The 22181-nt window shown below is 74.9% G+C and carries 20 protein-coding genes; 8 read left to right on the top strand and 12 right to left on the bottom strand.

What is annotated here, in order from left to right:
* Nucleotides 1–93 precede the first annotated feature (93 nt).
* The 8 genes from ACI8AF_RS18990 to ACI8AF_RS19025 form a co-directional block, all read right to left on the bottom strand.
* Nucleotides 94–1137: an ABC transporter substrate-binding protein gene (locus ACI8AF_RS18990; protein ID WP_456541304.1), complete on the bottom strand. Its 1044-nt coding sequence runs from the start codon at nucleotides 1135–1137 to the stop codon at nucleotides 94–96.
* A gap of 62 nt (nucleotides 1138–1199) precedes the next feature.
* Nucleotides 1200–2474 (bottom strand): 2-hydroxyacyl-CoA dehydratase, encoded by a 1275-nt coding sequence (locus tag ACI8AF_RS18995; protein ID WP_456541305.1) that lies wholly within the window; start codon nucleotides 2472–2474, stop codon nucleotides 1200–1202.
* The gene (locus ACI8AF_RS19000; RefSeq protein ID WP_456541306.1) at nucleotides 2471–3547 is read right to left on the bottom strand and encodes a 2-hydroxyacyl-CoA dehydratase; all 1077 of its coding nucleotides are present in this window, start codon (nucleotides 3545–3547) and stop codon (nucleotides 2471–2473) included. The genes ACI8AF_RS18995 and ACI8AF_RS19000 overlap by 4 nt, the downstream gene beginning before the upstream one ends.
* Nucleotides 3548–4771: a CaiB/BaiF CoA transferase family protein gene (locus ACI8AF_RS19005; RefSeq protein ID WP_456541307.1), complete on the bottom strand. Its 1224-nt coding sequence runs from the start codon at nucleotides 4769–4771 to the stop codon at nucleotides 3548–3550.
* Entirely contained in the window at nucleotides 4768–5946 is a 1179-nt protein-coding gene (locus tag ACI8AF_RS19010; protein WP_456541308.1) for a cytochrome P450, read from the bottom strand. Before ACI8AF_RS19010 ends, ACI8AF_RS19005 begins: the two co-directional genes overlap by 4 nt.
* Entirely contained in the window at nucleotides 5943–6791 is an 849-nt protein-coding gene (locus ACI8AF_RS19015) for a PaaX family transcriptional regulator (RefSeq protein WP_456541309.1), read from the bottom strand. The genes ACI8AF_RS19010 and ACI8AF_RS19015 overlap by 4 nt, the downstream gene beginning before the upstream one ends.
* A complete protein-coding gene (locus ACI8AF_RS19020; RefSeq protein ID WP_456541310.1) occupies nucleotides 6791–8575 on the bottom strand; it encodes an ABC transporter permease in 1785 nt (594 codons plus the stop codon). The genes ACI8AF_RS19015 and ACI8AF_RS19020 overlap by 1 nt, the downstream gene beginning before the upstream one ends.
* Nucleotides 8572–9783, bottom strand: coding sequence for an ABC transporter ATP-binding protein (locus ACI8AF_RS19025; protein WP_456541311.1), 1212 nt, complete (start codon nucleotides 9781–9783; stop codon nucleotides 8572–8574). The genes ACI8AF_RS19020 and ACI8AF_RS19025 overlap by 4 nt, the downstream gene beginning before the upstream one ends.
* Nucleotides 9784–9963: 180 nt before the next feature.
* Between ACI8AF_RS19025 and ACI8AF_RS19030 the strand changes: the two genes are divergently transcribed.
* Entirely contained in the window at nucleotides 9964–11166 is a 1203-nt protein-coding gene (locus tag ACI8AF_RS19030; protein ID WP_456541312.1) for a cytochrome P450, read from the top strand.
* Nucleotides 11159–11617 (top strand): DUF3237 domain-containing protein, encoded by a 459-nt coding sequence (locus ACI8AF_RS19035; RefSeq protein ID WP_456541313.1) that lies wholly within the window; start codon nucleotides 11159–11161, stop codon nucleotides 11615–11617. Before ACI8AF_RS19030 ends, ACI8AF_RS19035 begins: the two co-directional genes overlap by 8 nt.
* 21 nt (nucleotides 11618–11638) lie before the next feature.
* Here ACI8AF_RS19035 and ACI8AF_RS19040 read toward each other — a convergent pair whose 3' ends face one another.
* Both ACI8AF_RS19040 and ACI8AF_RS19045 read right to left on the bottom strand, forming a co-directional pair.
* Nucleotides 11639–12367 (bottom strand): glutamine amidotransferase, encoded by a 729-nt coding sequence (locus tag ACI8AF_RS19040; protein WP_456541314.1) that lies wholly within the window; start codon nucleotides 12365–12367, stop codon nucleotides 11639–11641.
* Between the two features lie 37 nt (nucleotides 12368–12404).
* Nucleotides 12405–13397, bottom strand: coding sequence for an NAD(P)-dependent alcohol dehydrogenase (locus ACI8AF_RS19045; protein ID WP_456541315.1), 993 nt, complete (start codon nucleotides 13395–13397; stop codon nucleotides 12405–12407).
* Between the two features lie 66 nt (nucleotides 13398–13463).
* Here ACI8AF_RS19045 and ACI8AF_RS19050 point away from each other — a divergent pair, with 66 nt between their 5' ends.
* Both ACI8AF_RS19050 and ACI8AF_RS19055 read left to right on the top strand, forming a co-directional pair.
* Nucleotides 13464–14096, top strand: a complete 633-nt coding sequence (locus ACI8AF_RS19050) for a TetR/AcrR family transcriptional regulator (protein ID WP_456541316.1) — start codon at nucleotides 13464–13466, stop codon at nucleotides 14094–14096.
* 190 nt (nucleotides 14097–14286) lie between these two features.
* Nucleotides 14287–14475: a hypothetical protein gene (locus tag ACI8AF_RS19055; RefSeq protein WP_456541317.1), complete on the top strand. Its 189-nt coding sequence runs from the start codon at nucleotides 14287–14289 to the stop codon at nucleotides 14473–14475.
* 79 nt (nucleotides 14476–14554) lie between these two features.
* On the opposite strand, the gene ACI8AF_RS19060 is transcribed toward ACI8AF_RS19055, so the two are convergent.
* Entirely contained in the window at nucleotides 14555–15052 is a 498-nt protein-coding gene (locus ACI8AF_RS19060) for an ester cyclase (protein WP_456541318.1), read from the bottom strand.
* Nucleotides 15053–15166: 114 nt separating this feature from the next.
* On the opposite strand from ACI8AF_RS19060, the gene ACI8AF_RS19065 reads away from it, so the two are divergent.
* Nucleotides 15167–16912, top strand: coding sequence for a PHA/PHB synthase family protein (locus ACI8AF_RS19065; protein WP_456541319.1), 1746 nt, complete (start codon nucleotides 15167–15169; stop codon nucleotides 16910–16912).
* Here ACI8AF_RS19065 and ACI8AF_RS19070 read toward each other — a convergent pair.
* On the bottom strand, nucleotides 16873–17664 hold the full coding sequence (locus ACI8AF_RS19070) for a maleylpyruvate isomerase family mycothiol-dependent enzyme (protein WP_456541320.1): 792 nt from the start codon (nucleotides 17662–17664) through the stop codon (nucleotides 16873–16875). The two genes, ACI8AF_RS19065 and ACI8AF_RS19070, sit on opposite strands and share 40 nt — an antisense overlap.
* A 191-nt stretch (nucleotides 17665–17855) precedes the next feature.
* On the opposite strand from ACI8AF_RS19070, the gene ACI8AF_RS19075 reads away from it, so the two are divergent.
* The 3 genes from ACI8AF_RS19075 to ACI8AF_RS19085 are packed head-to-tail and all read left to right on the top strand — an operon-like array spanning nucleotide 17856 to nucleotide 22083.
* The gene (locus ACI8AF_RS19075; protein WP_456541321.1) at nucleotides 17856–18482 is read left to right on the top strand and encodes a hypothetical protein; all 627 of its coding nucleotides are present in this window, start codon (nucleotides 17856–17858) and stop codon (nucleotides 18480–18482) included.
* Nucleotides 18482–20998: a putative PEP-binding protein gene (locus ACI8AF_RS19080; protein WP_456541322.1), complete on the top strand. Its 2517-nt coding sequence runs from the start codon at nucleotides 18482–18484 to the stop codon at nucleotides 20996–20998. The genes ACI8AF_RS19075 and ACI8AF_RS19080 overlap by 1 nt, the downstream gene beginning before the upstream one ends.
* Nucleotides 20995–22083 (top strand): acyl-CoA dehydrogenase family protein, encoded by a 1089-nt coding sequence (locus tag ACI8AF_RS19085; RefSeq protein WP_456541323.1) that lies wholly within the window; start codon nucleotides 20995–20997, stop codon nucleotides 22081–22083. Before ACI8AF_RS19080 ends, ACI8AF_RS19085 begins: the two co-directional genes overlap by 4 nt.
* Nucleotides 22084–22181 lie beyond the last annotated feature (98 nt).

The raw sequence follows: 22181 nt of genomic DNA on the forward strand, positions 1-22181 counted from the left end.
CGGGGGGCGGCGGGGGCGCGGCGCGGGGCGCGGGGGCGCGGGGGGCGGGGGGCCGCCCCGCCCCCCCCCCGCCCCCCCCCCCCCCCCCGCCGATCAGGGGGCGCCGAGCAGGGCGCTGATCTCGGCCGCCTCGGCCTCGGGCACCGGGGTCGGGCGGACGAAGTCGGCCGCGTCCTCGCCGAACGGCGAGATGGCGTCGGAGACCTCGTTGAAGTAGGTGTTGCCCTCCTCCGACAGCAGGTAGTTGGCGAAGAGCTTCCCGGCGTTCGGGCACGGGCTCTCGGCGGCGAGGCCGAGGCCGATCTCCGGGCCGGTGGTGGGGCTCAGCACCGCCGCGTCCACGGGGGCGTTCGTCTCCTGCAGGCCCGCCACGATGGCGGCGACGCCCGGGAAGCCGACGGCGCCCTCGCCCGCCGCGACGCCCTGGGTGGCCGGGACGGCGGAGTTGTACCAGCGCGGCTCGTTCGCGGCGACGGCCTCGAGGAAGTCGTCGCCGTACTCCTCGCGCATCAGCTGCCAGAAGGAGAGGTTCGCCGGCGAGGAGGCGGGCTCGGCGAACAGCAGCTCGCCCTTGTTGGCCGGGTCGGCGTAGAACTCCCACGAGTCCGGCGCCTCGCTGACCAGGTCGGTGTTGTACACCAGCGTCGTCGGCACCAGCTGCACGATCGGCGTCGCGCCGTCGTCGGCCGTGTACTCCTCGGGGAACTCGCCGGGGAACGCCGGCAGCCCCGCCTCGTTCACCGGCTGCAGCCAGCCGTTGCCCAGCGCCTCGCCGTAGAACGGCGACGAGGTGAGCAGGATGGCGTCGGCGACCGTGGCCCCGGCCTGCGCCTCGGTGGAGAAGCGCTGGCTCAGGTCCGCCGACACCAGCCGGACGAACGAGACGGGGATGTCGTACTGCTCGGTGAACGCGTCGGTGACCGACTGCAGGATCGTCTCGTCCACGGTCCCGTAGACGGTCAGGCAGCCCTCCTCCTGGGCGGCCGAGACGAGGGCGTCGAGCTCCTCGGAGTTCTCCAGCGTGGGCGCGGCCACCTCCTCGCCACCGCCGTCGTCCCCGCCGCCCCCGCAGGCGGTGAGGGCCATGGTGAGGGCGAGCCCTGCACCGAGAGCTCCGATGCTCTTCTTGCTGCGCATCAACGTGTCCTTTCTCGTCCCGCGTCGGCGCGGGGTCTGGCGAGTGGTGGTGGTGCGGGTCGTCATCGGGTGCGGACGTCGGCCTGCAGGGGCGGCCTCCCTCCCGGGACGGCGAGCCGGCGCTCGATGAAGTCGCTGACGGCCGCGTCGATGCGCTCGGGGCCGCCGGTGCGGGGGTCGGCGTTGCTGGCGTGGATCTCGAGGACGGGGATGCCGGCGTCCTCGAGCGCCCGGGTGGTGAACCAGCTGCCCGGGACGTCGTCGGCGACCAGGTGGACGACGCCGTCGACGCCGTGCGCCCGCGCCTCCTTCACGTACCAGTCGGTGCTCCACGGCGGGGTGTAGAGCTGGTCGGTGAGCCCGGCGAACCGGCCGGCCAGCGCGCGCACCGGGTCGGGGCCGTAGCGCAGGTAGCCGTCGGCGGCGATCGCCAGGTACATCGACCAGACGAAGACCGCGCCGTAGCGCTCCTCGAACCGGCGGTAGAGGCCGAGGTCGTACCAGAGACCGCGGCCGAGCCACATCAGCCGCAGCCGCTCGTCGGGCACGACGGCGGTGCCCGACTCGACGAGCCCGGCCACCTCCTCGTAGAGGCGGCGGGCGGCGTCGCGGCCCCACTCGGTGCCGCGGTGCCACTGCGGCACCATGACCGCCGGGATCGTGTCGCCCACCCGCACCGGAGTGGGCCGGGCAGCGGCGATCAGGTCGCGGGTGCGGCGGTTCCACTCGGCCTGCTCGTTGACCAGGTCCATGACCGCGCGCAGCCGGTCGAGGTCGAGGACCCGTCCGGTGCGCTCGGTCAGCCAGCCGGCCAGGTCGGTGATCTCGCCGGCGAGCAGGTCGATCCGCTCCGGCCCGAACGCCTCCTCCCAGCGGTGCGGCACCAGCTCCCACCACCGCGGCGGCGCCTCGACGGCCGAGGACCGCTCCAGGGGGTAGAAGTCGGTGCCGGGCAGCTCGGCCCACAGGTCGAAGACCTTGCGCGCCGCGTCACCGCTGTTCTCGGCGATGACCACCGTCGGCTGCGGCAGGCCGCCCCAGGGCGCGTCCTCGAGGGAGTGCGACCCGAGCGAGATCGCGTCGTACTGGCGGCTGTAGTCGGGGTAGCCGCGGTCGCGGAGGACCTGCAGGGCGTCGTCCGCCCGCTGCTTGGCCGCGACCACCGAGGCCCACCACTGGTTGACCACGTACGGGATGTCCATCGCCCGCAGCAGCTCCTGCGGGGCGTCGGCGTTGACCAGGGCGAGCGGCTCGCCGGCGGCGACCCGCGCCCGGATCCCGGCGAACCACTCCTTCTGGTACGCCGTGGCGGCCGCCGCCGCGCCGAGCCGGGTCACGACCGGCTCCCCGCGGGGACGGCGACGGCGGCCCGCAGCGCGTCGGCGTCCACCCGGTAGGGCTGCCGGGCGAGCAGCACGGCCGGGACGTCGACCGCGGCGGCCTGGGCCGGGAAGTCCCACGCGGGCGCCTCGTCGTGCTCGCGGACGACGGCGAGCAGCAGGTCGGCGCCGGCGTCCCGGACGCGCTCGGCCGTCGCCGCGGCCCGGCGGCCGATCGACGCCGTCGGGGCGGCCGGTCCGCGGTCGCGGTAGGCGAGCGCGAGGGCGCCGAGGTCCGCAGCCGGCGGGTCGGCGGGCAGGGCGAGCGCGCCCCAGTCGTGGTCCTCCCCCATTACCAGGCAGCCGAGCTCCTCCTCCAGCGCCCGGTACAGCTCGTCGGTGTCCTGGCCGCTGCCGGTGAGGAAGACCCGCCGTCCGCCGGGCACCTGGTCCGCCTCGGCGAGCACCTGCTCGAGCAGCGGGACGACGTCGGCGGCCGGCAGCGCGCTCGCGACACCGACGGCGTGCAGCGCCGTCGTGCCGGGGACGCGCGGGCGCAGGTCGCGCAGCAGGCCGCGGACGCGCGCTGCGGCGGCGACGGCGGCGGCCAGCCGTGCCGGCGTCGGCGCGGTCCCGGTCCAGCCGGCGAGCGTCCCCGCCAGCTGCCGCAGCCGCACCTCGTCGTAGCGGGCGGTGTGCGCCGTCGGCAGGTGCAGCAGGTCGAGCAGCACGACCGGCGGGAGCGGCCGGTGCGGCTCCAGCCGGCGCAGCTCGCGCAGCGCGTAGAACAGCTGCAGCGAGGACTGGGAGTCGCGGGAGACGACCAGCCCGGTGAGGAAGGCCAGCGAGCCGTCGAGCAACCGGGTGAGCACCGCGTGCGCGACCGGGTCCAGGGCGTTACCGAGGACCTCGCGGGCCTCGTCGGAGACCAGGTTCGGCGAGCCGTGCAGGCGGTAGGCGACCGCCCCGGCGGCCTCCACCAGCTCGGCCGGCACGTCGGCCCCGACGACGCCGACCACCGGCCGGCCGAGGGCGCGCACGTGCTCGGGCCGGGCGGCGTAGAGCTCGGCGAGGCGCTCGACCGCGGCCACTCAGACCACCCCCGCCGCGACCAGGGCGTCGATGCGCTCCTCGTCGTAGCCGCACAGCTCGCGCAGCACCGACCGGGAGTGCTCGCCCAGCCGCGGCGCCGGCCCGTCGAGCGTGGTGGGCTCGCCGGAGAAGACGATCGGGACGCCGGTGCCGTACAGGTCGGCGCCGCCGTCCAGCCGGACCACCTCGCCGCGGGACAGGACCAGCGGGTCGCGGACCGCGGCGCTGGGGTCGCGCACCTCCGCGGCCGGGGCCCCGTGCGCGTCGAGGACGGCGACCGCCTCGGCCACCGGCCGGCCGGCCGCCCAGTCGGAGATCAGCGCGTGCAGCTCGTCGGCGTGCGCCACCCGGCCGTCGCGGCCGGCGAACCGCTCGTCGTCCACCAGATCGGGGCGGCCGATCGCCCGCAGCACGCCGTGCGCGAACGGGTCGACCGGCGCGCAGAGCGCGAACCAGCCGTCCGCGGCCTGGAACGTGCCGAACGGCGCGAGCCGCGGCACGGTGGCGCCGGTGCGCAGCGGCAGGCCGATCTGCTCGAAGGCGTCGAACGGCTCGCAGGCGACCAGCGAGGTGAGCGCGCCGAGCATCGAGACGTCGACGTGCTGCCCGGCGCCGGTGCGCTGCGCCTGCAGCACGGCGGAGACCGTGCCGATCACCGCGTACAGCGGCGCCAGCAGGTCGGCGATCGGCAGGCCGAGGCGGACCGGCGGCTCCCCCGGCGCGCCCGACGTCATCATCACGCCCGACATCGCCTGGACGATCGTGTCCATCGCCTTGCCGGTCCCGGGGCCGCCGTCGGCGCCGAAGCCGCTGATCGAGGTGTAGACCAGCCGCGGGTTGAGCGCGTGCGCCCAGGCCGCGTCGATGCCGAGCCGCGCGGTCACGCCGGCGCTGTAGTTCTCCACGAGGATGTCGGCCCGGCGCACGAGGTCGGCGAGCACCTCGCGGCCCCGCTCGTCGCGCAGGTCGAGGGTGATGCTCTCCTTGCCGCGGCCGCGGACCAGCATCGAGACCGACATGTCCTCCGGCGCGCTGCGGCGCACCGCGAGACCCTCACCGGTGACGTACGGCGAGTTGTCGCGCGCCGGGTCGCCGCCGCGGTGCGGGTTCTCCACCTTGACCACCCGGGCGCCGAGGCCGGCGAGCAGCAGCGTGGCGTACGGGCCGGCGAGGGCGTTGGTCAGGTCGACCACGACCATCCCCGACAGCGGGCGCTCGGTCACGAGCGCACCCCCGTGATCCGCAGCGGCACCGACACGTAGCCGATCTCGGGCATCCGGGCGCCCTCCAGGGGTCCGTCGACCTCGAACCCGGCGGTGGCCGCGAGCAGCTCCTGCAGCGCGATCAGCACCATCAGGCGGGCCAGCGGCATGCCGGCGCAGCGGTGCCGGCCACGGCCGAAGGCGAGGTGGGTGGCGATGTTCGGCCGGTCGAGCACGAACGCGTCGGGGTCGGGGAACTGCTCGGCGTCGCGGTTGGCCGACGCGTAGACCAGGGTCACCGGCTCGGCGGGCCGGATCCGGCGGCCGTGCAGCTCGACGTCGTGCGCCACCGTCCGGGCGAACCCGCGGTACGGGGTGTGGAGGCGCAGGAACTCCTCGACCGCGGCGGGCACCAGCTCGGGGTGCGCGCGCAGCCGGGCCTGCAGCTCCTGGTCGCGGGAGAGGTGCACGCAGATCGAGCCGAGCAGGATCGGCGGGGCGACCATGCCGACGACCAGGCTCTGCCGCAGCGCGCCGACCAGGTGCTCCTCGTCCAGCGGTTGCCCGTCGACGCGCTCGGCGAGCAGCGAGCTGGCCGGGTCCTCCTCGACCGGCAGCGGCGCCTCGCGCCGGGCGCGCACCAGGTCGCGGGCGATGCCGTACATGCGCTCGCTCATCTCGTTCACGACCGGGCCGTCCATCCGCCGCCAGGCGCGGACCCAGGCGGTCGCGGTGTCGGCCAGCTGCGGGGCGACGTCGTCGGGCAGGTTCAGCCACTCGGTGGTGACCCACGCCGGGAACCGGGCGCCGAACTCCTGGGCGACGTCGCCGGAGCCGCGCGCCACCAGCGGCGCCAGCGCGCGGGCGGCGTGCTCCCGCAGCCGCGGCTCGAGCCTGGCGATCCGCGTCCGCTGCAGGGTGCGGTCGAGCGCCTTGCGGTAGGGGGTGTGCGCCGGGGCGTCGAAGTTCAGCGGCGGACGGCGCAGCCCCCGCGGGTCGCTCGGGACGACGGCGCGCACGCTCGAGATGAAGGTGCGGGAGTCGGACGCGGCGGCCGCGACGTCGGCGTACCGGGTGAGCGCCCAGAAGCCGCCGTAGGCGTCGGTGTGCGCCACCGGGCAGGTCGCCCGCAGCTGCGCGTAGGTGGCCAGCGCGTCGTCCGGCGCGTCCGACGCCAGCGGGTCGAAGTCGCTCACCGGGCCGGCACCGGGATCGTCTGCAGCAGCTCGGCAGCGGTGGCCCGGGCGCGCACCTCCACCTCGGCGTGCAGCCGGTGGAACAGCTCCTGGGCGCGCTCGGCCGGCCACGGCGCGGGCAGCAGCTCGACCGGCAGCCGCGGATCGGTGCGGATCGCGCGCAGCCACTCGGCCTGCAGGGCCAGCTGGCGGCCCAGCGGGTCGGTGTGGGCCCGGTGGGCGGCGCCGCCGTCCCACCGCTCGATGAAGGTCTCGTAGCGCTCGGCCAGCTGCGGCAGGTCCCACGCGTCGGACACCATGGCGGCGACGTCGGTGCCGGTCGCCGGGGAGGCGAGGAAGGCGCGCACGTGGCGGGCCGCCTCGAGCCCGTCGAGCAGGCGCTCGACGTCGACCGTCGCGGGCGCGACCCACAGCCCGCCCTGCAACGGCCCGAAGCCGGCCCACAGCAGCCGCGACCGCAGCTCGTGCCGCTGCCGCTGCCACGACTCGGGCAGCGAGAAGCTCAGCAGCGTCCACCGGCCGTCCCAGTGCCGGTTGACCGCGCCGCTGCGCCAGATGCGCACGGCCCCGTCGTTGAGCACCTCCGCCGACCGCGGGGTCAGGCCGAAGTAGACCGGCCGCCCCTGCCGCTCGCTGACCAGCAGGTCCTTCTTCACCATGCGGGCCAGCGCCGAGCGGGTGGCGTGCGGCGAGACGCCGACCCGGTCCATCACGTCCAGGACGCTCGACGAGGCGACCATCAGCGGGCGGCCGAGCACGTGCGCGCCGAAGAAGGTGAGCAGCAGGCTCTCCGGCCGCAGGCCGGGGTCGGGGGCGAAGAGGTCGTCCGGCGCCGGGCTGGCCATCACACCCCGCCGACCCGGGCGCTGACGCCCAGCTTCGACTTGCGCCGGGTGTAGGCGAGGACGACGACGAGCACGGTGCCCGTGATGAGCACCAGCACCGTCGACAGCGAGGCCAGCAGGGCGAACGACCCGCTGGTGAACACCTCGAGGATGCGGAACCCGACCACCGGGTTCGCGGTGCCGGCCAGGATCGCCGAGGCGGTGAGGTCGCCGACGATGCGGATGAACAGCAGCGCCCACCCCGCCACCAGCCCCGGGATCATCAGCGGCACGTACACCTTGCGGAAGGTGCGGAACGGCCGCGCCCCCGAGATGGCCGAGGCCTCCGGCAGCTCCTTGCCGACCCCGCTGACCGCCGCGTCGGCGGCGATCGAGGCCTGCGGCAGGTACAGCGCGAGGTATCCGATCAGCAGGATCAGCAGCGTGCCGGTGAGGTGGAACGGGGCGCCGGCGAGCAGCAGCAGGATGCCCACGGCGATGACCATGTTCGAGATCGCGGCCGGCAGCTTGACCGCCACGTCGATGCCCTTGGCCAGCGCGGTGCGCTTGCGCGAGACGTAGAGCGCGATCATCGCCGCGCCGGCCATGCCGATCAGGCCGCCGACCAGCCCCAGCCCCAGGCTGTTGCCGAGCGCCTCGAGCGTGGTCGCGTCCTGGAACACCGCCTCGGAGACGGCGGCGAAGCTGAGGTTGTCCCAGGCGATGTTCGGCGTCCAGAACCCGTTCAGCGAGACCAGGACGAGGGCGACGATCGGCAGGATCGTCGACACGACGACGTAGCCGAGGACGAGCAGCCGGGCCGGCCACTTCCACGCGCCCAGGTCGATCGTCTTCGCGCGAGCGCCCTTGCCGGCCACCGTGGCGTACCGGCCGCGGCGCAGGATGCGCAGCTGCAGCCAGTAGGCCAGGCCGACGAAGAGGACGACGAAGCCCGACAGGCCGATCGCGACGTCGGTCTGCGGCGGGAAGGTGAAGGTCAGCAGCTCGACGATGCGCACGGAGATCACGTCGATGTCGGCGGGCGTGCCGATGATCGCCGGGATCGAGAACATGCCGACGCCGAACCAGACGGCCAGCAGGAAGCCGGCGCCGAGGCTCGGCGCGACCGCCGGCAGGGTCACCTTGCGCAGCGTGCGGAACGTGCCGGAGCCCGACAGCCGCGAGGCCTCCTCCAGCGCCGGGTCGAGGTTGCGCAGCCCGGCCGAGGCGTTCATGAAGACGAACGGGACGGCGTAGAACGCCATCACCATGATCAGCCCGTACCAGGAGTTGATGTCCAGCGGGCCCTCGCGCATGTCCACGCCGAAGAGGGCGAGGAAGTCGCGGATCCAGCTGTTGAGCAGCCCGGCCCGCGGGGAGAGCAGCATCGTCCAGCCGACGGCGCCGGCCACCGGCGGCAGCAGGAACGGCAGCAGCGGCAGGGCGTCGGTGAGCAGCCCCATGCGGGCGTTGGTGCGCTCGTTGAGCCAGGCCAGCGCGACGCCGATGACGAACGCGAGCAGCGCGCTGGCCAGCACCAGGACCAGCGTGTCGAGCAGCAGCTTGCCCAGGTCGGGGACGGCGAGGGTGCGTCGGACGGGGTCGAGGGTGAGCGACCCGTCGACCCAGAACAGCCGGACCAGCACCCGGCCCAGCGGGACGACGACGATGCCGATGAGCACCGCGGCGATCAGCAGGGTGACGGCGTCGAACGGGCCGGGCAGCCGCAGGCGGCGGCGGGCCCGGGCGGGCGCCGGGCTCTGCGTGCTGTCCGGGCGGGGACGGTCGAGGAGGGCGGTGCTCACGACGCCGGCACCATCGCGGGGGCGGACGGCGCGGCCGCGGGATCGGCGGCGGGCGGCTCGGCCGGCTCGTCGACGGGCAGCACCAGGACGTCGTCGGCGTCCACCGAGACCCAGGCCGCCGACCCGGCGGCGACCAGGTCCGAGCGCGGGCTCCACAGGCGGACGTCGGTCTCCGACTGCCCGACGCTGACCACGTACTCGGTGTGCGAGCCGACGAACAGCGGTGCCTTGACCCGGCCGGGCCACCGGTTCACCGTCTGCGGCTCCTCGCGGGTGAGCAGCCCACGCTCGGGCCGCCACATGGCGGCCACCCGGTCCCCGACGGAGAAGCGCCGGCCGGGCGTCCTCCCCACGAACCTGCCGTAGGCCGAGTCGACGACCACGCCGTCGCCGTCGACGGCGGCGACGGTGCCGACGACCTCGTTGATCGCGCCGATGAACTTGGCGACGTAGCGGGTGGCCGGGCGGTGGTAGATCTCCTGCGGCGTGCCGAACTGGGCGATCCGGCCGCTGTCGAGCACGGCGATCCGGTGCGCGAGCTCCATGGCCTCGGTCTGGTCGTGGGTGACGAACAGGGCCGAGAAGCCGAGCTCCCGCTGCATCGAGACCAGCTCGAAGCGCAGCTGCTCGCGGACCTTGGCGTCGACGTTGGACAGCGGCTCGTCGAAGAGCACCAGCTCGTCGTTGCTGACCAGCGCCCGGGCCAGGGCGATGCGCTGCTGCTGGCCGCCGCTCATCTGGCCGGGGTACTGCCGCTCGAGGTCGCCGACCCCGACCAGCTCCAGCGCCTGCCGGACCCGGCGGGCGATCTCGTCCTTGGCCGGCTTGCGGCCGCGCCGGCTCTGCAGCGGGTAGGCGACGTTCTTGAACGCCGTCATGTGCGGCCACAGCGCGTAGGACTGGAAGATCATGCTGATGTCGCGGCGCTCCGGCGGCACGTCCACCCGGTCGGCCGAGGAGTAGACCGCGCGCCCGCCGATCGTGATGGCGCCGGAGTCGGGCGTCTCGAGGCCGGCGATGGCGCGCAGCAGCGTCGTCTTGCCGCAGCCGCTGGGGCCCAGCAGGACGACGAAGTCGCCCGCCGCCACGTCGAAGGTCACGTCGTCGATGGCGTTGACCACCGCGCCGCTCTCCCGGCGGAAGCGCTTGACGAGGTTGGTCACCTCCACGACCGGCGTCGAGGAAGCGGTGGGCGTGTCGGGCGTCATCGCGTCGGCCTGTCTCTCTGTGCGCGTCGTGCGAGCTGCTTCGCCGTGCGGGAGGCGATCCACCGGCGTTCCGGAGCGGTGACCGGGGTCACGCCGTCGAACTCTGGCACATGTTTGCCGAATCATCGACGCCCGTCAACAGACTGGCGAAATTGTCGGCGGTCGGGTTCACTGCTGCCCATGACCGCGGACGACGCCCGCCGGGCGGACCACGACTTCGACCCGGTGCGGCCGGGCGAGACGTTCACCAGCGCCCACGAGGAGTTCGCCGACCTCCGGCCCCGCTGCCCGATCGCCCGCAGCCAGGAGTACGGCGGGTTCTGGGCGGCGCTCGGCTACGACGAGGTGCTGGAGGTCATCACCGACATCGAGCACTTCACGACGTCGAAGCAGAACGCGATCCCCAAGTTCGCCTTCACCGGCGTCCGGCCCCCGCTGCACCTCGACCCGCCGGAGCACATGGCCTACCGGCGGGTCATCAACTCGTTCTTCACCCCGCCCAAGATGCGGGCGATGGAGCCGCAGGTCCGCGCGGTCGCGGTCGACCTGCTCGAGCCCCTCCTCGACGCCCGCTGGGTCGACGTCTGCAAGCAGTACGCGCACAAGTTCCCCGCGCACGTCTTCGCGCACTTCTTCAACCTCTCGGTCGAGACGTCCGAGGAGATCAAGAAGGTCAGCGGCACCTACGTCGACGCGATCCAGGTGCTCGACCACGAGGTCGTGAAGAAGCTCAGCCGGCGGCTGTACGAGATCGCGCAGGACATCATCGACGAGCGCAGGGCGGGCGGCTACGACCCCGCCGACGACCTCACCGCAGCCCTCCTGGCGGCCGAGTACGAGGGCGCGCCGCTGCCCGCCGACATGGTGCTCGGCTGCGTCCGCCAGCTGATCGTCACCGGCATGGTGGCGCCCAGCGTGTTCACCGGGAACATGTTCGTCCACCTGTCCCGCGACCCCGCGCTGCAGGACCGGCTGCGCAGGGACCCGGCCCTCGTCCCCGCCGCCGTCGAGGAGTTCCTGCGGCTCTACTCGCCGTACCGGGGCATGGCCCGCACGGCACGGGAGGACGTCGTCCTCTCCGGCCAGCTGATCCGCAAGGACGACCCGATCGCCCTGGTCTACACCTCGGCCAACCGCGACGAGCGGGTCTTCCCCCGCGGCGAGGAGTTCGTGCTCAACCGGCCCAACATCGGCCAGCACATCTCCTTCGGCCGCGGCACGCACAGCTGTCCCGGCGCCCCGCTGGCCCGCATGATGATGACGATCACGCTGGAGGAGGCGCTGGCGCGCAGCGCCGGCTTCCGGCTGGCCGGTGAGCCGGAGATGGCGATCTGGGCCGAGTGGGGCACCCGGTCGGTGCCCCTGGATTTCGTGCGTGCCTGAGGCCCCGCGACTCACCCACATCCTGCACCTCGAGGTCGAGGTCGCCGCACCGCTCGAGGTCGGCCCGACCCCGGCCGGGCTGCGCCGGGTCGTCCCGATCACCGGCGGCACCGTGTCCGGCCTGTTCGACGGCCGGGTGCTGCCCGGCGGCGCCGACTTCCAGCTGATCCGCACCGAGACCGAGACCGAGGTCGAGGCGCGGTACGTGCTGGAGAGCGACGCGGGCGAGCTGGTCACCGTGCACAACGTCGGCCTGCGCACCGGGTCGGCCGAGGACATCGCCCGGCTGCGCCGCGACGAGCCGGTCGACCCGGCACGGATCTACTTCCGCAGCACGCCGCGGTTCGAGACGGCCGCGCCCCGGCTGGTCCGCCTCACCACCCGGGTGTTCGTCGGCGTCGGAACGCGGCAGCCGCGGTCGGTCACCTTCGACTTCTTCGAGGTCGGCTGACGGCGCGGCGCCTCCCCGGCCTCAGGCGTAGCGGGCGACGAAGTTCTTCAGCAGGCGGCCGGGCTCGGTGACCACGCCGAGCGAGAGGCGGGCGACGAGCTGCTCGAGCTCGTCGGGCGGGAAGTAGCCGTAGTGCTGGTAGACCCGCGCCCGCCTGCAGATGCCGGGGGCGTCGAGCTCGGGGTGGAACTGGGTGGCGTACACGTTCGCGCCGACCCGGAACATCTGCACCGGGCAGGCGGCCGACGTCGCCAGCAGCACCGCCGACGGCGGCAGCACCGAGCACGCCTCCTTGTGCCCGACGAAGGCCTCGAACCGCTCCGGCACCCCGGCGAGCAGCGGATCGGCCTGGCCCTCGGCGGTCAGCTCGATCGAGACGCAGGACAGCGGCTCGGAGTACGTGCGGTCGACCACGCCGCCCTGGTGCGCGCCGATCGTCCCGACGCCGTAGCAGGCGCCGAAGAACGGGAAGTCCCGGGCGACCACCTCGTCGAGCAGCCGGCGCAGCTCGCCCTCGACCCGCCGCTGCACCGCCGACTTCCGGTCGGCCGGGTCCGTCGTGTTGAACGGGCTGCCGCCGAGCATGATCCCGGCGTAGTCGCCGAGGTCGAGGTGGGGCAGGGGCGCGGCCTCCAGGCGGACCCGGTGCAGCTGCTCGGGCGGCAGGCCGGAGAACCGCAGGAAGGCGGCGTACTCGTCGTCCGCGGCCTCGTCCTCGGCGCGCGTCGCGAGCAGCAGGAACGGACGCACGCCGGGCATGGTAGGCCGGTCGCGGACGGCGGCGGGCTCACCCGATCGTGACGACGACCTTGCCCGCGACCTCCCCGTCCAGCAGCCGGCGGACCGCGGCCGCCGTCTCCGCCAGCGGGTAGCTGCGGTCGACCGCGGGCCGGACGGCGCCCGACTCGACCAGCTCGCGCAGGGCGTCGAGGTCGGCGGCGTTCTCCGAGGCGACGAACGTGCTCATCCGCTGGCCCACGAACGGGCTCAGCGCCGTCGCCCGCAGCTGCCGGCGGACGCCGAGCCACCGGCCGGCGTCCTCCCCGCCCACGACGACCAGCCGGCCCCGCGGCGTGAGCAGCCGGCGCAGCTCGGCCAGCGGGCGGTTGCCGCCGGTGTCCAGGACGACGTCGTAGCCCTCGCCCAGCCCCTCGCGGGTGTGGTCGACGACGTGCGCCGCGCCGAGCGAGCGCACCAGGTCGAGCTTCGCCGTCCGCGCCGTCCCGGTCACCTCCGCACCGGCGGCTGCGGCGATCTGGACGGCGAAGCTGCCCACCCCGCCCGACGCGCCGACCACGAGGACCCGCTCCCCCGCCTGCACCCGGCCGTGGTCGCGCACCGCCTGCAGCGCGGTCACGCCCGACACCGGGACGGCGGCGGCCTCGGCGGACGAGAGGCCCGCCGGCCTGCGGGCCAGCCTCCCCGGCCGGGCCAGCGCGTACTCGGCGAAGGTCGCCGTCCCGGTGCCCCAGACCTCGTCACCCGGCGCGAGCCCCGAGACCCCCGCCCCGACGGCGACGACCGTGCCGGCCAGGTTCCGGCCGGGGTTGGCGTGCTTCGGCCGGCGCACGCCGAACCCGGCCAGCCGGATCGCGTAGGGCTCGCCGGCCATCACGTGCCAGGTGCCGCGGTCGACGCTCGAGGCGTGCACCCGCACCAGCACCTCGCCGTCCTCGGGCGACGGGACGGCGACCTCGCCGAGACCCAGCACCGCGTCCGGGTCCGCTCCGTACCGGCTCTGCACCACCGCGGTCATCGTCGTGCCCAGCGTGGCGGTCATGGCGCTCCTCCCGTCGTCGGGTGACTTACGGCGTAAGTCTGATGCTTACATCGTAAGGTTGTCAACGTGCCGCTGACCCGAGACGCCGTGCTGCGCACCGCCGTCGCCCTCGCCGACGAGAGCGGGCTGGAGTCGCTGTCGATGCGCAGGCTCGGGCAGGCGCTCGGGGTGGAGGCGATGTCGCTGTACCACCACGTGCGCAACAAGGAGGACCTGCTCGACGGCATGGTCGACGTGGTGTTCGGCGAGGTGGAGCTGCCCACCGGCGTCGACTGGCGGACGGCGATGCGGCAGCGGGCGTTCTCCGTCCGCGCGGCGCTGACCCGGCACCGGTGGGCCAACGGGCTCTTGGAGTCGCGGGTCCACCCGGGCGCGGCCACGCTGCGGGCGCACGACGCCGTCCTGGGCGTGCTGCGCGGCGCCGGCTTCTCCGTCGCCCTGGCCGGGCACGCCTTCTCGGCGATCGACAGCTACGTCTACGGCTTCTGCCTGCAGGAGCGGCAGCTGCCCTTCGACACCCCGGAGCAGACCGCCGAGCTGGCGCAGGTGATGCTCGCACAGTTCCCGGTCGACGAGTTCCCGCACCTCCACGAGTTCACCGTCGAGCGCGTCATGCAGCCCGGCTACGACTACGCCGAGGAGTTCGCCTTCGGCCTCGACCTGGTCCTCGACGGCCTGGAGCGGCTCGCCGGCGTCTAGGCTTCTCACCCTCCGGACGGGCCGCAGATCCGGTGCGGGGGCGAGCCGGAACAAGCCGTTCTCCGACGCAGCGTTTCCGACGGGCCCTCCGGGCTAAGGACGCCCGGTCCGAGGGGTCCTGGTTGGAAACGCACGGCCGGGTCCCCTCCCGTCTCCGCGCGCTCGGCGCGCGGGATCGGGAGCCGTAGCGATGGAACCGAGCGAGCGGGTCACCTGGGAGGACTGCCCGAACTGCCGGCGGCCGGCGGCCGTCGGCTGGCTCGGGAGGCGGCCCGTCGGGTGCGACTGCCCGGGCGGCTGCCACCTGAGCGCGGTGGAGCTGGCCGTCTTCGCCGCCCGGCACTCCGGGCCACCGGTCGACCGGCTGACGCGCTCGTAGCGCACTCGAACGCACGCGGGCGGCGTCCCGCACCCCGGACACCGCACCGGTGCGCACGAGGGCGTCGACGCCGACCGGCTCAGTGGTGGTGCAGGCCCTCGCTCTCGGCGTGCTCCCACGGCTTGTAGTCGGCCGGCACCCCGTTCGACTGGTGCCCGCCGGGGAGCCAGACGGCGTCGACGGCCGCGAGCGCGCCCAGCTCGTTGGCGACCGTCCAGACCTCCCGGACCCGGTCGCGGTCGACGGTGAGGACGTCGATGGTGCGCAGCTCCACGACGCCGCCGGTGGGCGGCACCGGCCCGACCGAGGTCTGCAGCGTGCCCACCTGCCGGCCCCGCAACCGGAACACCACGGTCACCTGCCGGCCCCCGTCGACGACCGACAGCACCCGGATCGTCGGCCACTCCAGCGCCGCCTGCAGCCCTCGCGCCCGCGCCAGCAGCTCGAGCGTCCCCACGGGCTCGCCGTTGACGGAGACCGGGTCGAAGTAGAGCTCGCGGAACGCGGCCTCGGCGGCGTCGTCGTCGGGGATCGGCACGGTCCACAGGCGCAGCAGCCGGTCGACGTCGAAGGGCATCGCCCCATGGTGGTCGGGCCCCGCGCCGCACACCAGGCCTCTCCCCGTGCCACCCGGCCGCGCACCCCCTAGGGTCGGGGCAGAAGTGATGCAGCTCACACCGAGGGAGCCGGCATGACGACCACCGAGCAGCGGCAATCGGACCAGGTCCCGCAGAGCGAGGCGGAGGCGCTGGCCTCGGTGGAAGGGGCCGAACCCGTCGGTCTCCCCTCCCCGCGCGGCCTCGCCCGCGGCCTGCTCGCCGCCCTCGCCCAGCCCCGGCCGCTCGCCCGGGAGACCGTCCGCCTCGGCCGGGACACGGTGCGCATCCTCCGCGGCACCGACGACTTCGCGCCCGCGCCCAAGGACCGGCGGTTCGCCGACCCGGCCTGGACGGCGAACCCGGCGTACCGGCGGCTGCTCCAGGAGTACCTCGCCGTCACCGGGTCGCTCGGGCGCCTGGTCGACGAGTTCGAGACCGCGGGTGCCGACTGGCGCGAGGTGGAGCAGGTCCGGTTCGTGGTCAACGCGCTGACCAGCGCGATGGCCCCCACCAACACGCTCCTGGGCAACCCCGCCGCCCTCAAGCGCGCGTTCGACACCGGGGGCGCCAGCCTGCGCCGCGGCTTGGGCAACCTGCTCACCGACCTGCGCCGCAACGGCGGCCTGCCGTCCCAGGTGGACCGGTCCGCGTTCACCGTCGGCACCGACCTGGCGCTCACCCCGGGCGCCGTGGTGTACCGCAGCCCGGTCGCCGAGGTGATCCAGTACGACCCGTCGACGCCCGACGTCCGGCAGCGCCCGCTGCTCGTCGTGCCGCCGCCGATCGGCCGCTTCTACTTCCTCGACCTGCGCCCGGGCCGCAGCTTCGTCGAGTACGCGGTCAGCCGGGGGCTGCAGGTGTTCCTGGTCAGCTGGCGCAACCCCACGAAGGAGCAGGCCGACTGGGACCTCGACACCTACGCCGGCGAGGTCCTCGAGGCGATCGACGTCGCCCGCGAGGTGACCGGCTCCCCCGACGTCAACACGCTCGGCTTCTGCGCCGGCGGCATCCTCGCGACGACGGCGCTCAACCACCTCGCCGCGGCCGGGGACGAGCGGGTGCACAGCGCCGGCTACGCCGTCACCCTGCACGACTTCCACAGCCGCGCACCGATCGGCGCCTTCTCGGCCCCCCGGCTGCTCGACGTCGCCCGGCGCAACTCGCGGCGGGCCGGGGTGATCAGCGCCCGCCAGATGGGCGCGGTCTTCACGTGGATGCGCCCCGACGACCTGGTCTTCAACTACCTGGTCAACCAGTGGCTCCTGGGCGAGGACCCGCCGGCGTTCGACATCCTCGCCTGGAACGCCGACGGCACGAACCTGCCCGCCCGGCTGCACGAGCAGTTCCTCGAGATCTTCAAGGACAACGGGCTGGTCCGCTCCGGCGCGCTCAAGGTGCTCGGGACGCCGGTGCACCTCAGCCGGATCACCGTGCCGACGTTCGTCACCGGCGCGGTGACCGACCACCTCACCCCGTGGGACGGCTGCTACCGGACGACGCAGCTGCTCTCCGGGCCGAGCACCTTCGTGCTCAGCAACGCCGGCCACATCCAGAGCCTGGTCAACCCGCCGGGCAACCCCAAGGCCAGCTACTGGACCGGCGGGCCGCCCGGATCGAGCCCGCAGGCCTGGCTCGACACGGCCGAGCGGCGCACCGGCAGCTGGTGGGAGGCGTGGGCGGAGTGGGTCCTGGCGCGCTCCGGCGAGGAGGTCCCGGCGCCGGCCGCGCCCGGCTCGGCCGCCCACCCGGCCCTCGAGGACGCCCCGGGCTCCTACGTCCGCGACCGGGTGCCGGACGGTCAGACGACGTCGACCCGGTCCAGCACCCGCTCGGCGTAGGCCCGGTCGCCCTCGACCTGCACCGACTCCCGCCACGGGGTCCGCGTCGTCCCCCACAGCACGAAGTCGGTGGCGGACGACGTCGCCGTCGCGACCGGGTCGCGCAGCCCCGCCTCGACCGTCAGCGGGTCGCCCGGGACGAGGGTCCACTCCCCTCCTCCGGGTCCGGTCAGCCGCAGCCCCAGCGGCCGGTCGAGCACCTGCGAGACCGGCCGGCACATCTGCGGCAGCCCGGTGAGCATCCACCAGATGCCCGGGCCGAGGACGTCGTCGGTGGGCTCGGGGCGCGGCCGCTCGACCGGACCGCCCGGCGCCAGCAGGTCGACGGTGAAGTGGCACCACAGGTCGAAGGCGAACGCGTCGGCCAGCGCGTGCATCGGGTAGGTGCCCAGGTCGGTCAGCGTGAGCGGCGCCGAGGCCACGGGCTCGTCCTGCACCGCCTTCAGGGCGCCGAGCGCCGGCCCCAGGAAGTCGCGGAACTCGGCGGCCACCTGCTCGGCGGACCAGCCGCGCCGCTGCTCCACCAGCAGGTCCTGGAGCTGCTCCGCGGTCTCCACCTGCGGCGCCGGGGCCGACGGGTCGGGCGGCTCGGCCAGCACCTTGAAGTTCGACCCGGTGTGCGCCACCAGGTCCTGCACCGACCACCCCGCGCACCGGCTGGGCCGGGACCACTCCTCCGGCGTCAGGCTCGCCACGACCTCGGCGTAACGACCCGAGAGCGCCTCCACGGCACGCAGTCCAGCGACGGTCACGGCAACCTCCGGTCCGACCTGTTTCTTGGTGGCGTGACCATAAAGTCGGCCACGTCGCCGGGCAAGGGCAGGCCGGTGGTTTCTTGACCTCGTCTCCTCTAACTGTGACTATGTCGTGTGTCACACGCCGCCGGACGACCGCTGTCCACCGACGCGCGGCGGCTCCCCCGAGAACGACAGGAACCGCAGGCATGACCGACGCCCCCGCCCCCCGTTCCCTCGACGAGACCACGCGCGAGGCGCTGGTCGCGCTGGTGGTGCAGGGGATGCACCGCGGGGCGCTCTCCCCCGCCCAGCAGCAGCTCGTGGACCTGGGGCTGGCCATGGCCAAGGGGCCGCTCATCATGCCGACCGCCGACGGCATCACCGCCGCGCAGCAGGCCACCCGGCTCCCCGCCGGCGGTGACGAGGAGCGCGCGCTGCGGCCGCTGTTCGAGAAGTTCCTGCCGGTCAACCACGAGCTGCGCGAGGTCTGCTCGGCCTGGCAGCTCAAGCCCGACGGCTCCGCCAACGACCACGCCGACGCGGCGTACGACGCCAGCGTCCGCGACCGCCTCGACGACGTCGACGACGCGATCGGGCGGATCCTGCGGCGGATGTCCGACGTCCAGCCGCGGCTCGGCCACTACCGCGCGGACCTGACCGCGGCGCTGGAGAAGCTCGACGACGGCGACCCCGGCGCGCTGACCTCGCCGCTGTCGCACTCGTACCACACCGTGTGGATGCACCTGCACCAGGAGCTGCTGCTGCTCCTCGGCATCAGCCGCGCCGAGGACGAGCGGCTGGAGGCGGAGCTCGTCCGCGGTCAGAAGGTCTGATGCCGACCCCGCCCGTGCGCGTCGCGAACCTCGTCCCCTACGGGCAGGGCCGGGTCCGGGGCCTCGGCCCCGAGGAGCTCGGCGTCCACGGCGACCAGATGGACCGGCTGGTCGCGCTCGGCCTGCCCACCGTCACCGGGGTGACCGTGCCGGTCAGCCGGTCGCGGGAGCTCACCGACGTCGCCGTCGCCCGCGAGGCGGTCGACCTCGTCGAGGAGCTCACCGGCCGCGTCGTCGGGTCCACCGACCGCCCGCTGCTGCTCCGCCTGGTGCCGAGCACCCCGGTGCCGGCGACCGGCCTCCCCCCGGACGTGCCGGCGCTGGGCGTGAACCGGGGCAACGCCGACGCGATCGCCGACCTCATCGGCCGCGAGCAGCAGCTGCACGAGGTCTGGACCGGCGTGCTCACGCTGATCGCCGTCGACGCCCTCGACGTCGACCCGGACGACGTCGACGACGCGCTCGCCTCCGCCGAGGGCACCGCCGGCGTCCTCGCCCTGCTCGAGCTGATCGAGAAGGAGGGCACCGCGCCGTTCCCCGACGACCCGGCCGAGCAGCTCGCCCTGGCCGCCCGGGCGCTGCTCAAGCGGTGGGACTCACCCCGGGGCCGGCGGGCCCGGCGGGCGCAGAAGCTGCCCGACGAGCTCGGGCTGGCGCTGCACGTGCAGGCGCTGCACGTCGGGCCGTGGGAGCGGTCGGGGCACGGCACCGCGAGCAGCCGCGACCCCGAGACCGGCGCGCTGCAGCCGCACGGCACCTTCCACCGCGGGGTGAGCCGCAAGGTGGCCGCCGGTGCCGGGGAGCCGCTGTCGGCGCTGCCCGAGGGCACCGACCTGCTCCGGCACACGCTGGCCACGCTCGAGCACCACTTCCGCGCGGTCGCCTCGGTCACCTTCGAGCTGCGCGACGGCAAGCTGGCGCTGCTGTCCGCCGCCGCGCTCGACCACCCCAGCCCGCGCGCCGGCCTGCGGCTCGCCGTCGACCTCGCCAACGCCGGCACGATCGAGCGGTCGGCCGCGGTGCGCTCGGTGCGCCCGCCCGTGGTGCAGGAGCTGCTGCACGCCCAGCTGCGGCTCACCGGGACGGAGCAGCAGCTGGCCGAGGGCCTCGCCGCCTCCCCCGGGGCCGCCTCGGGCCTGGTGGCGCTCAGCGCGCAGCGGGCCCTGGAGCTGGCCGCCGGCGGGGTGCCCGCCGTCCTGGTGTCGACCGAGACGACCCCCGGCGACGTGCCCGCCCTCGTCGCGTCGGCGGCGGTGGTGACCACCGCGGGCGGGCTGGCCTCGCACGCGGCCGTGGTTGCCCGCGGCGCCGGCAAGCCGGCCGTCTGCGGCGTGACCGAGCTGTCCATCGACCGGGTGCAGGGCACGGTGAGCGCCCGCGGGCACACGGTCCGGGAGGGCGACCGGGTCACCGTCGACGGGCGCAGCGGCACGGTCTACCTCGGCGCCATCGACATCCGCCCCGCCGAGCCGCCGGCCGAGCTCGACTGCCTGCTCGGCTGGGCCGACTCCGAGCGGCAGCTGGGGGTGCGCACCAACGCCGACACCGCCCGCGAGACCGAGGTGGCGATGCGGCTGGGCGCCGAGGGCATCGGGCTGTGCCGCACCGAGCACCAGTTCCTCGGCGAGCGGTTGCCCGTCGTCCGCAGTTTCCTGCTCGCCGAGGACGACGACGCGCACCGCCAGGCGCTGCGGGCGCTGACCGACGCCCAGCGCGAGGACTTCACGGCCCTGCTGCGGGCGGTCGGCGACCGGCCGGTCACGGTGCGGCTGCTCGACGCGCCGCTGCACGAGTTCCTACCGCACGACGAGGAGTACGACGACCCCGCGCACGCCCGCCGGGCGGTGGAGCTGCGCGAGGTCAACCCGATGCTCGGGCTGCGCGGGGTGCGGCTGGCGCTGCTCAACGAGGAGCTCTACACCGCGCAGGCGGAGGCGCTGTTCTCCGCGTGGGTCGCCGTCACCGGCGAGGGGATCACGCCGTCGCTCGAGGTGATGGTGCCGCTGGTGTCGATCCCGCAGGAGCTGGAGCTGGCCATCGGCCAGGTGCACCGGGCCGCCGACCGGGTGGAGCGGCAGACCGGCGTCCGGGTGCCCTACCTGGTCGGCAGCATGGTGGAGACGCCGCGGGCGGCGCTGATGGCCGACCAGCTCGCCGCCCACGCCGACTTCCTCTCCTTCGGCACCAACGACCTCACCCAGATGACCTTCGGGTTCTCCCGGGACGACGTCGAGAGCCGGCTGCTGGCGCACTACATCGGCGAGGGCCTGCTCTCGGCCAGCCCGTTCGCCGAGTTCGACCCGGACGGCGTGGGGGCGCTGGTGGCCATCGCCGTCGAGAAGGCCCGATCGGTGAAGCCCGGCATCAAGCTCGGGGTCTGCGGCGAGCACGGCGGGGACGCCGTCTCGATCCTGCGGCTGGCCCCGCTCGGCCTGGACTACGTCTCCTGCTCGCCGCAGCGCGTGCCGATCGCCCGGCTCGCCGCGGCGCACGCGGCCGGGAAGGACGACGCATGACGGTGCTGGACGCCGAGCGCGAGTCGGACCTGCAGGACCTGCGGGCCGCCGTCCGGGAGGTGTGCCGCGACGCGGGCGGGCCGGAGGCGGTGCGCCGGCTCGACCCCGGCGGACCGGGCTTCGACGCCGGGCTGTGGGGCGTCGTCGGTCGCGACATCGGCCTGGCCGGGCTCGGGCTGCCCGAGCGCGTGGACGGCGCCGGCGGCCTGGCCGAGGTCGCCGCGGTCTGCGAGGAGCTCGGCCGCGCGCTGCTGCCCGTGCCGTTCCTGACCTCCACGGTGCTGGCCGGGCAGGTGCTGGCCGCGGCGGGGGCGGACGACGTCCTCGCGCGGGTGGCCGCCGGTGCGGTGGCCGCCCTGGGCGTGACCGGCCCGGACGGCGTCTGGGACCCGGCCGCGGTGGAGCTGACCGCCGACGCCGGCACCGTCGACGGCGTCCTGCCCGCTGTGCCCGGGGCCGCGGGCGCCGAGCTGCACGTCGTCGCCGCGCGCACCGTCGACGGCGTCGACCTGTTCGCCGTCGACGCCGGGCCGGGGGTGGCCGCGGTGGCGCTCGACAGCCTCGACCTGTCGCGGCCTTCCGCCGTCGTCACGTTCACCGACGCCCCGGCGACCCGGCTGACCACCGGCGGCTCGGCCGGCGCCGTCGTCCCGGCGGCCCTGGACGTCGCCGCGGTCGCGCTCGCCGCCGAGCAGCTCGGCGGCGCCGAGGCCTGCCTGGAGGCGACCGTCGGCTACGTCAGGGAGCGCCGCCAGTTCGGCCGGCCGATCGGCAGCTTCCAGGCGGTCAAGCACGCCTGCGCCGATCTCCTGGTGCTGGTCGAGACCTGCCGCTCGGCCGTGACCCGCGCGCTCGACGCCGAGGGTTCGCCCGAGGCGCTGGCCGAGGCCGCGGCGGTGGCGCAGGCGTGGTGCTCGGACGCCTTCCGCGCGGTCACCGCCGAGACCGTGCAGCTGCACGGGGGCATCGGCTTCACCTGGGAGCACGACGCCCACCTGTACTTCCGGCGGGCCCGCGCCGACGCGGTCCTGCTCGGCGGCGCCGCCCACCACCGCGAGCGCCTCGCCCGGCTGCTGGCCTGGTAGCACCCGCAGCCGCGGGGCACGTGGCCGCGCCCACCCCGGGCGATGTGCGCCGGTGGCGCATTCCGGCCACGGGAATGCGCCACTCCCGCACACCACCC

It is taken from the genome of Blastococcus sp. SYSU D00669 (assembly GCF_054050715.1).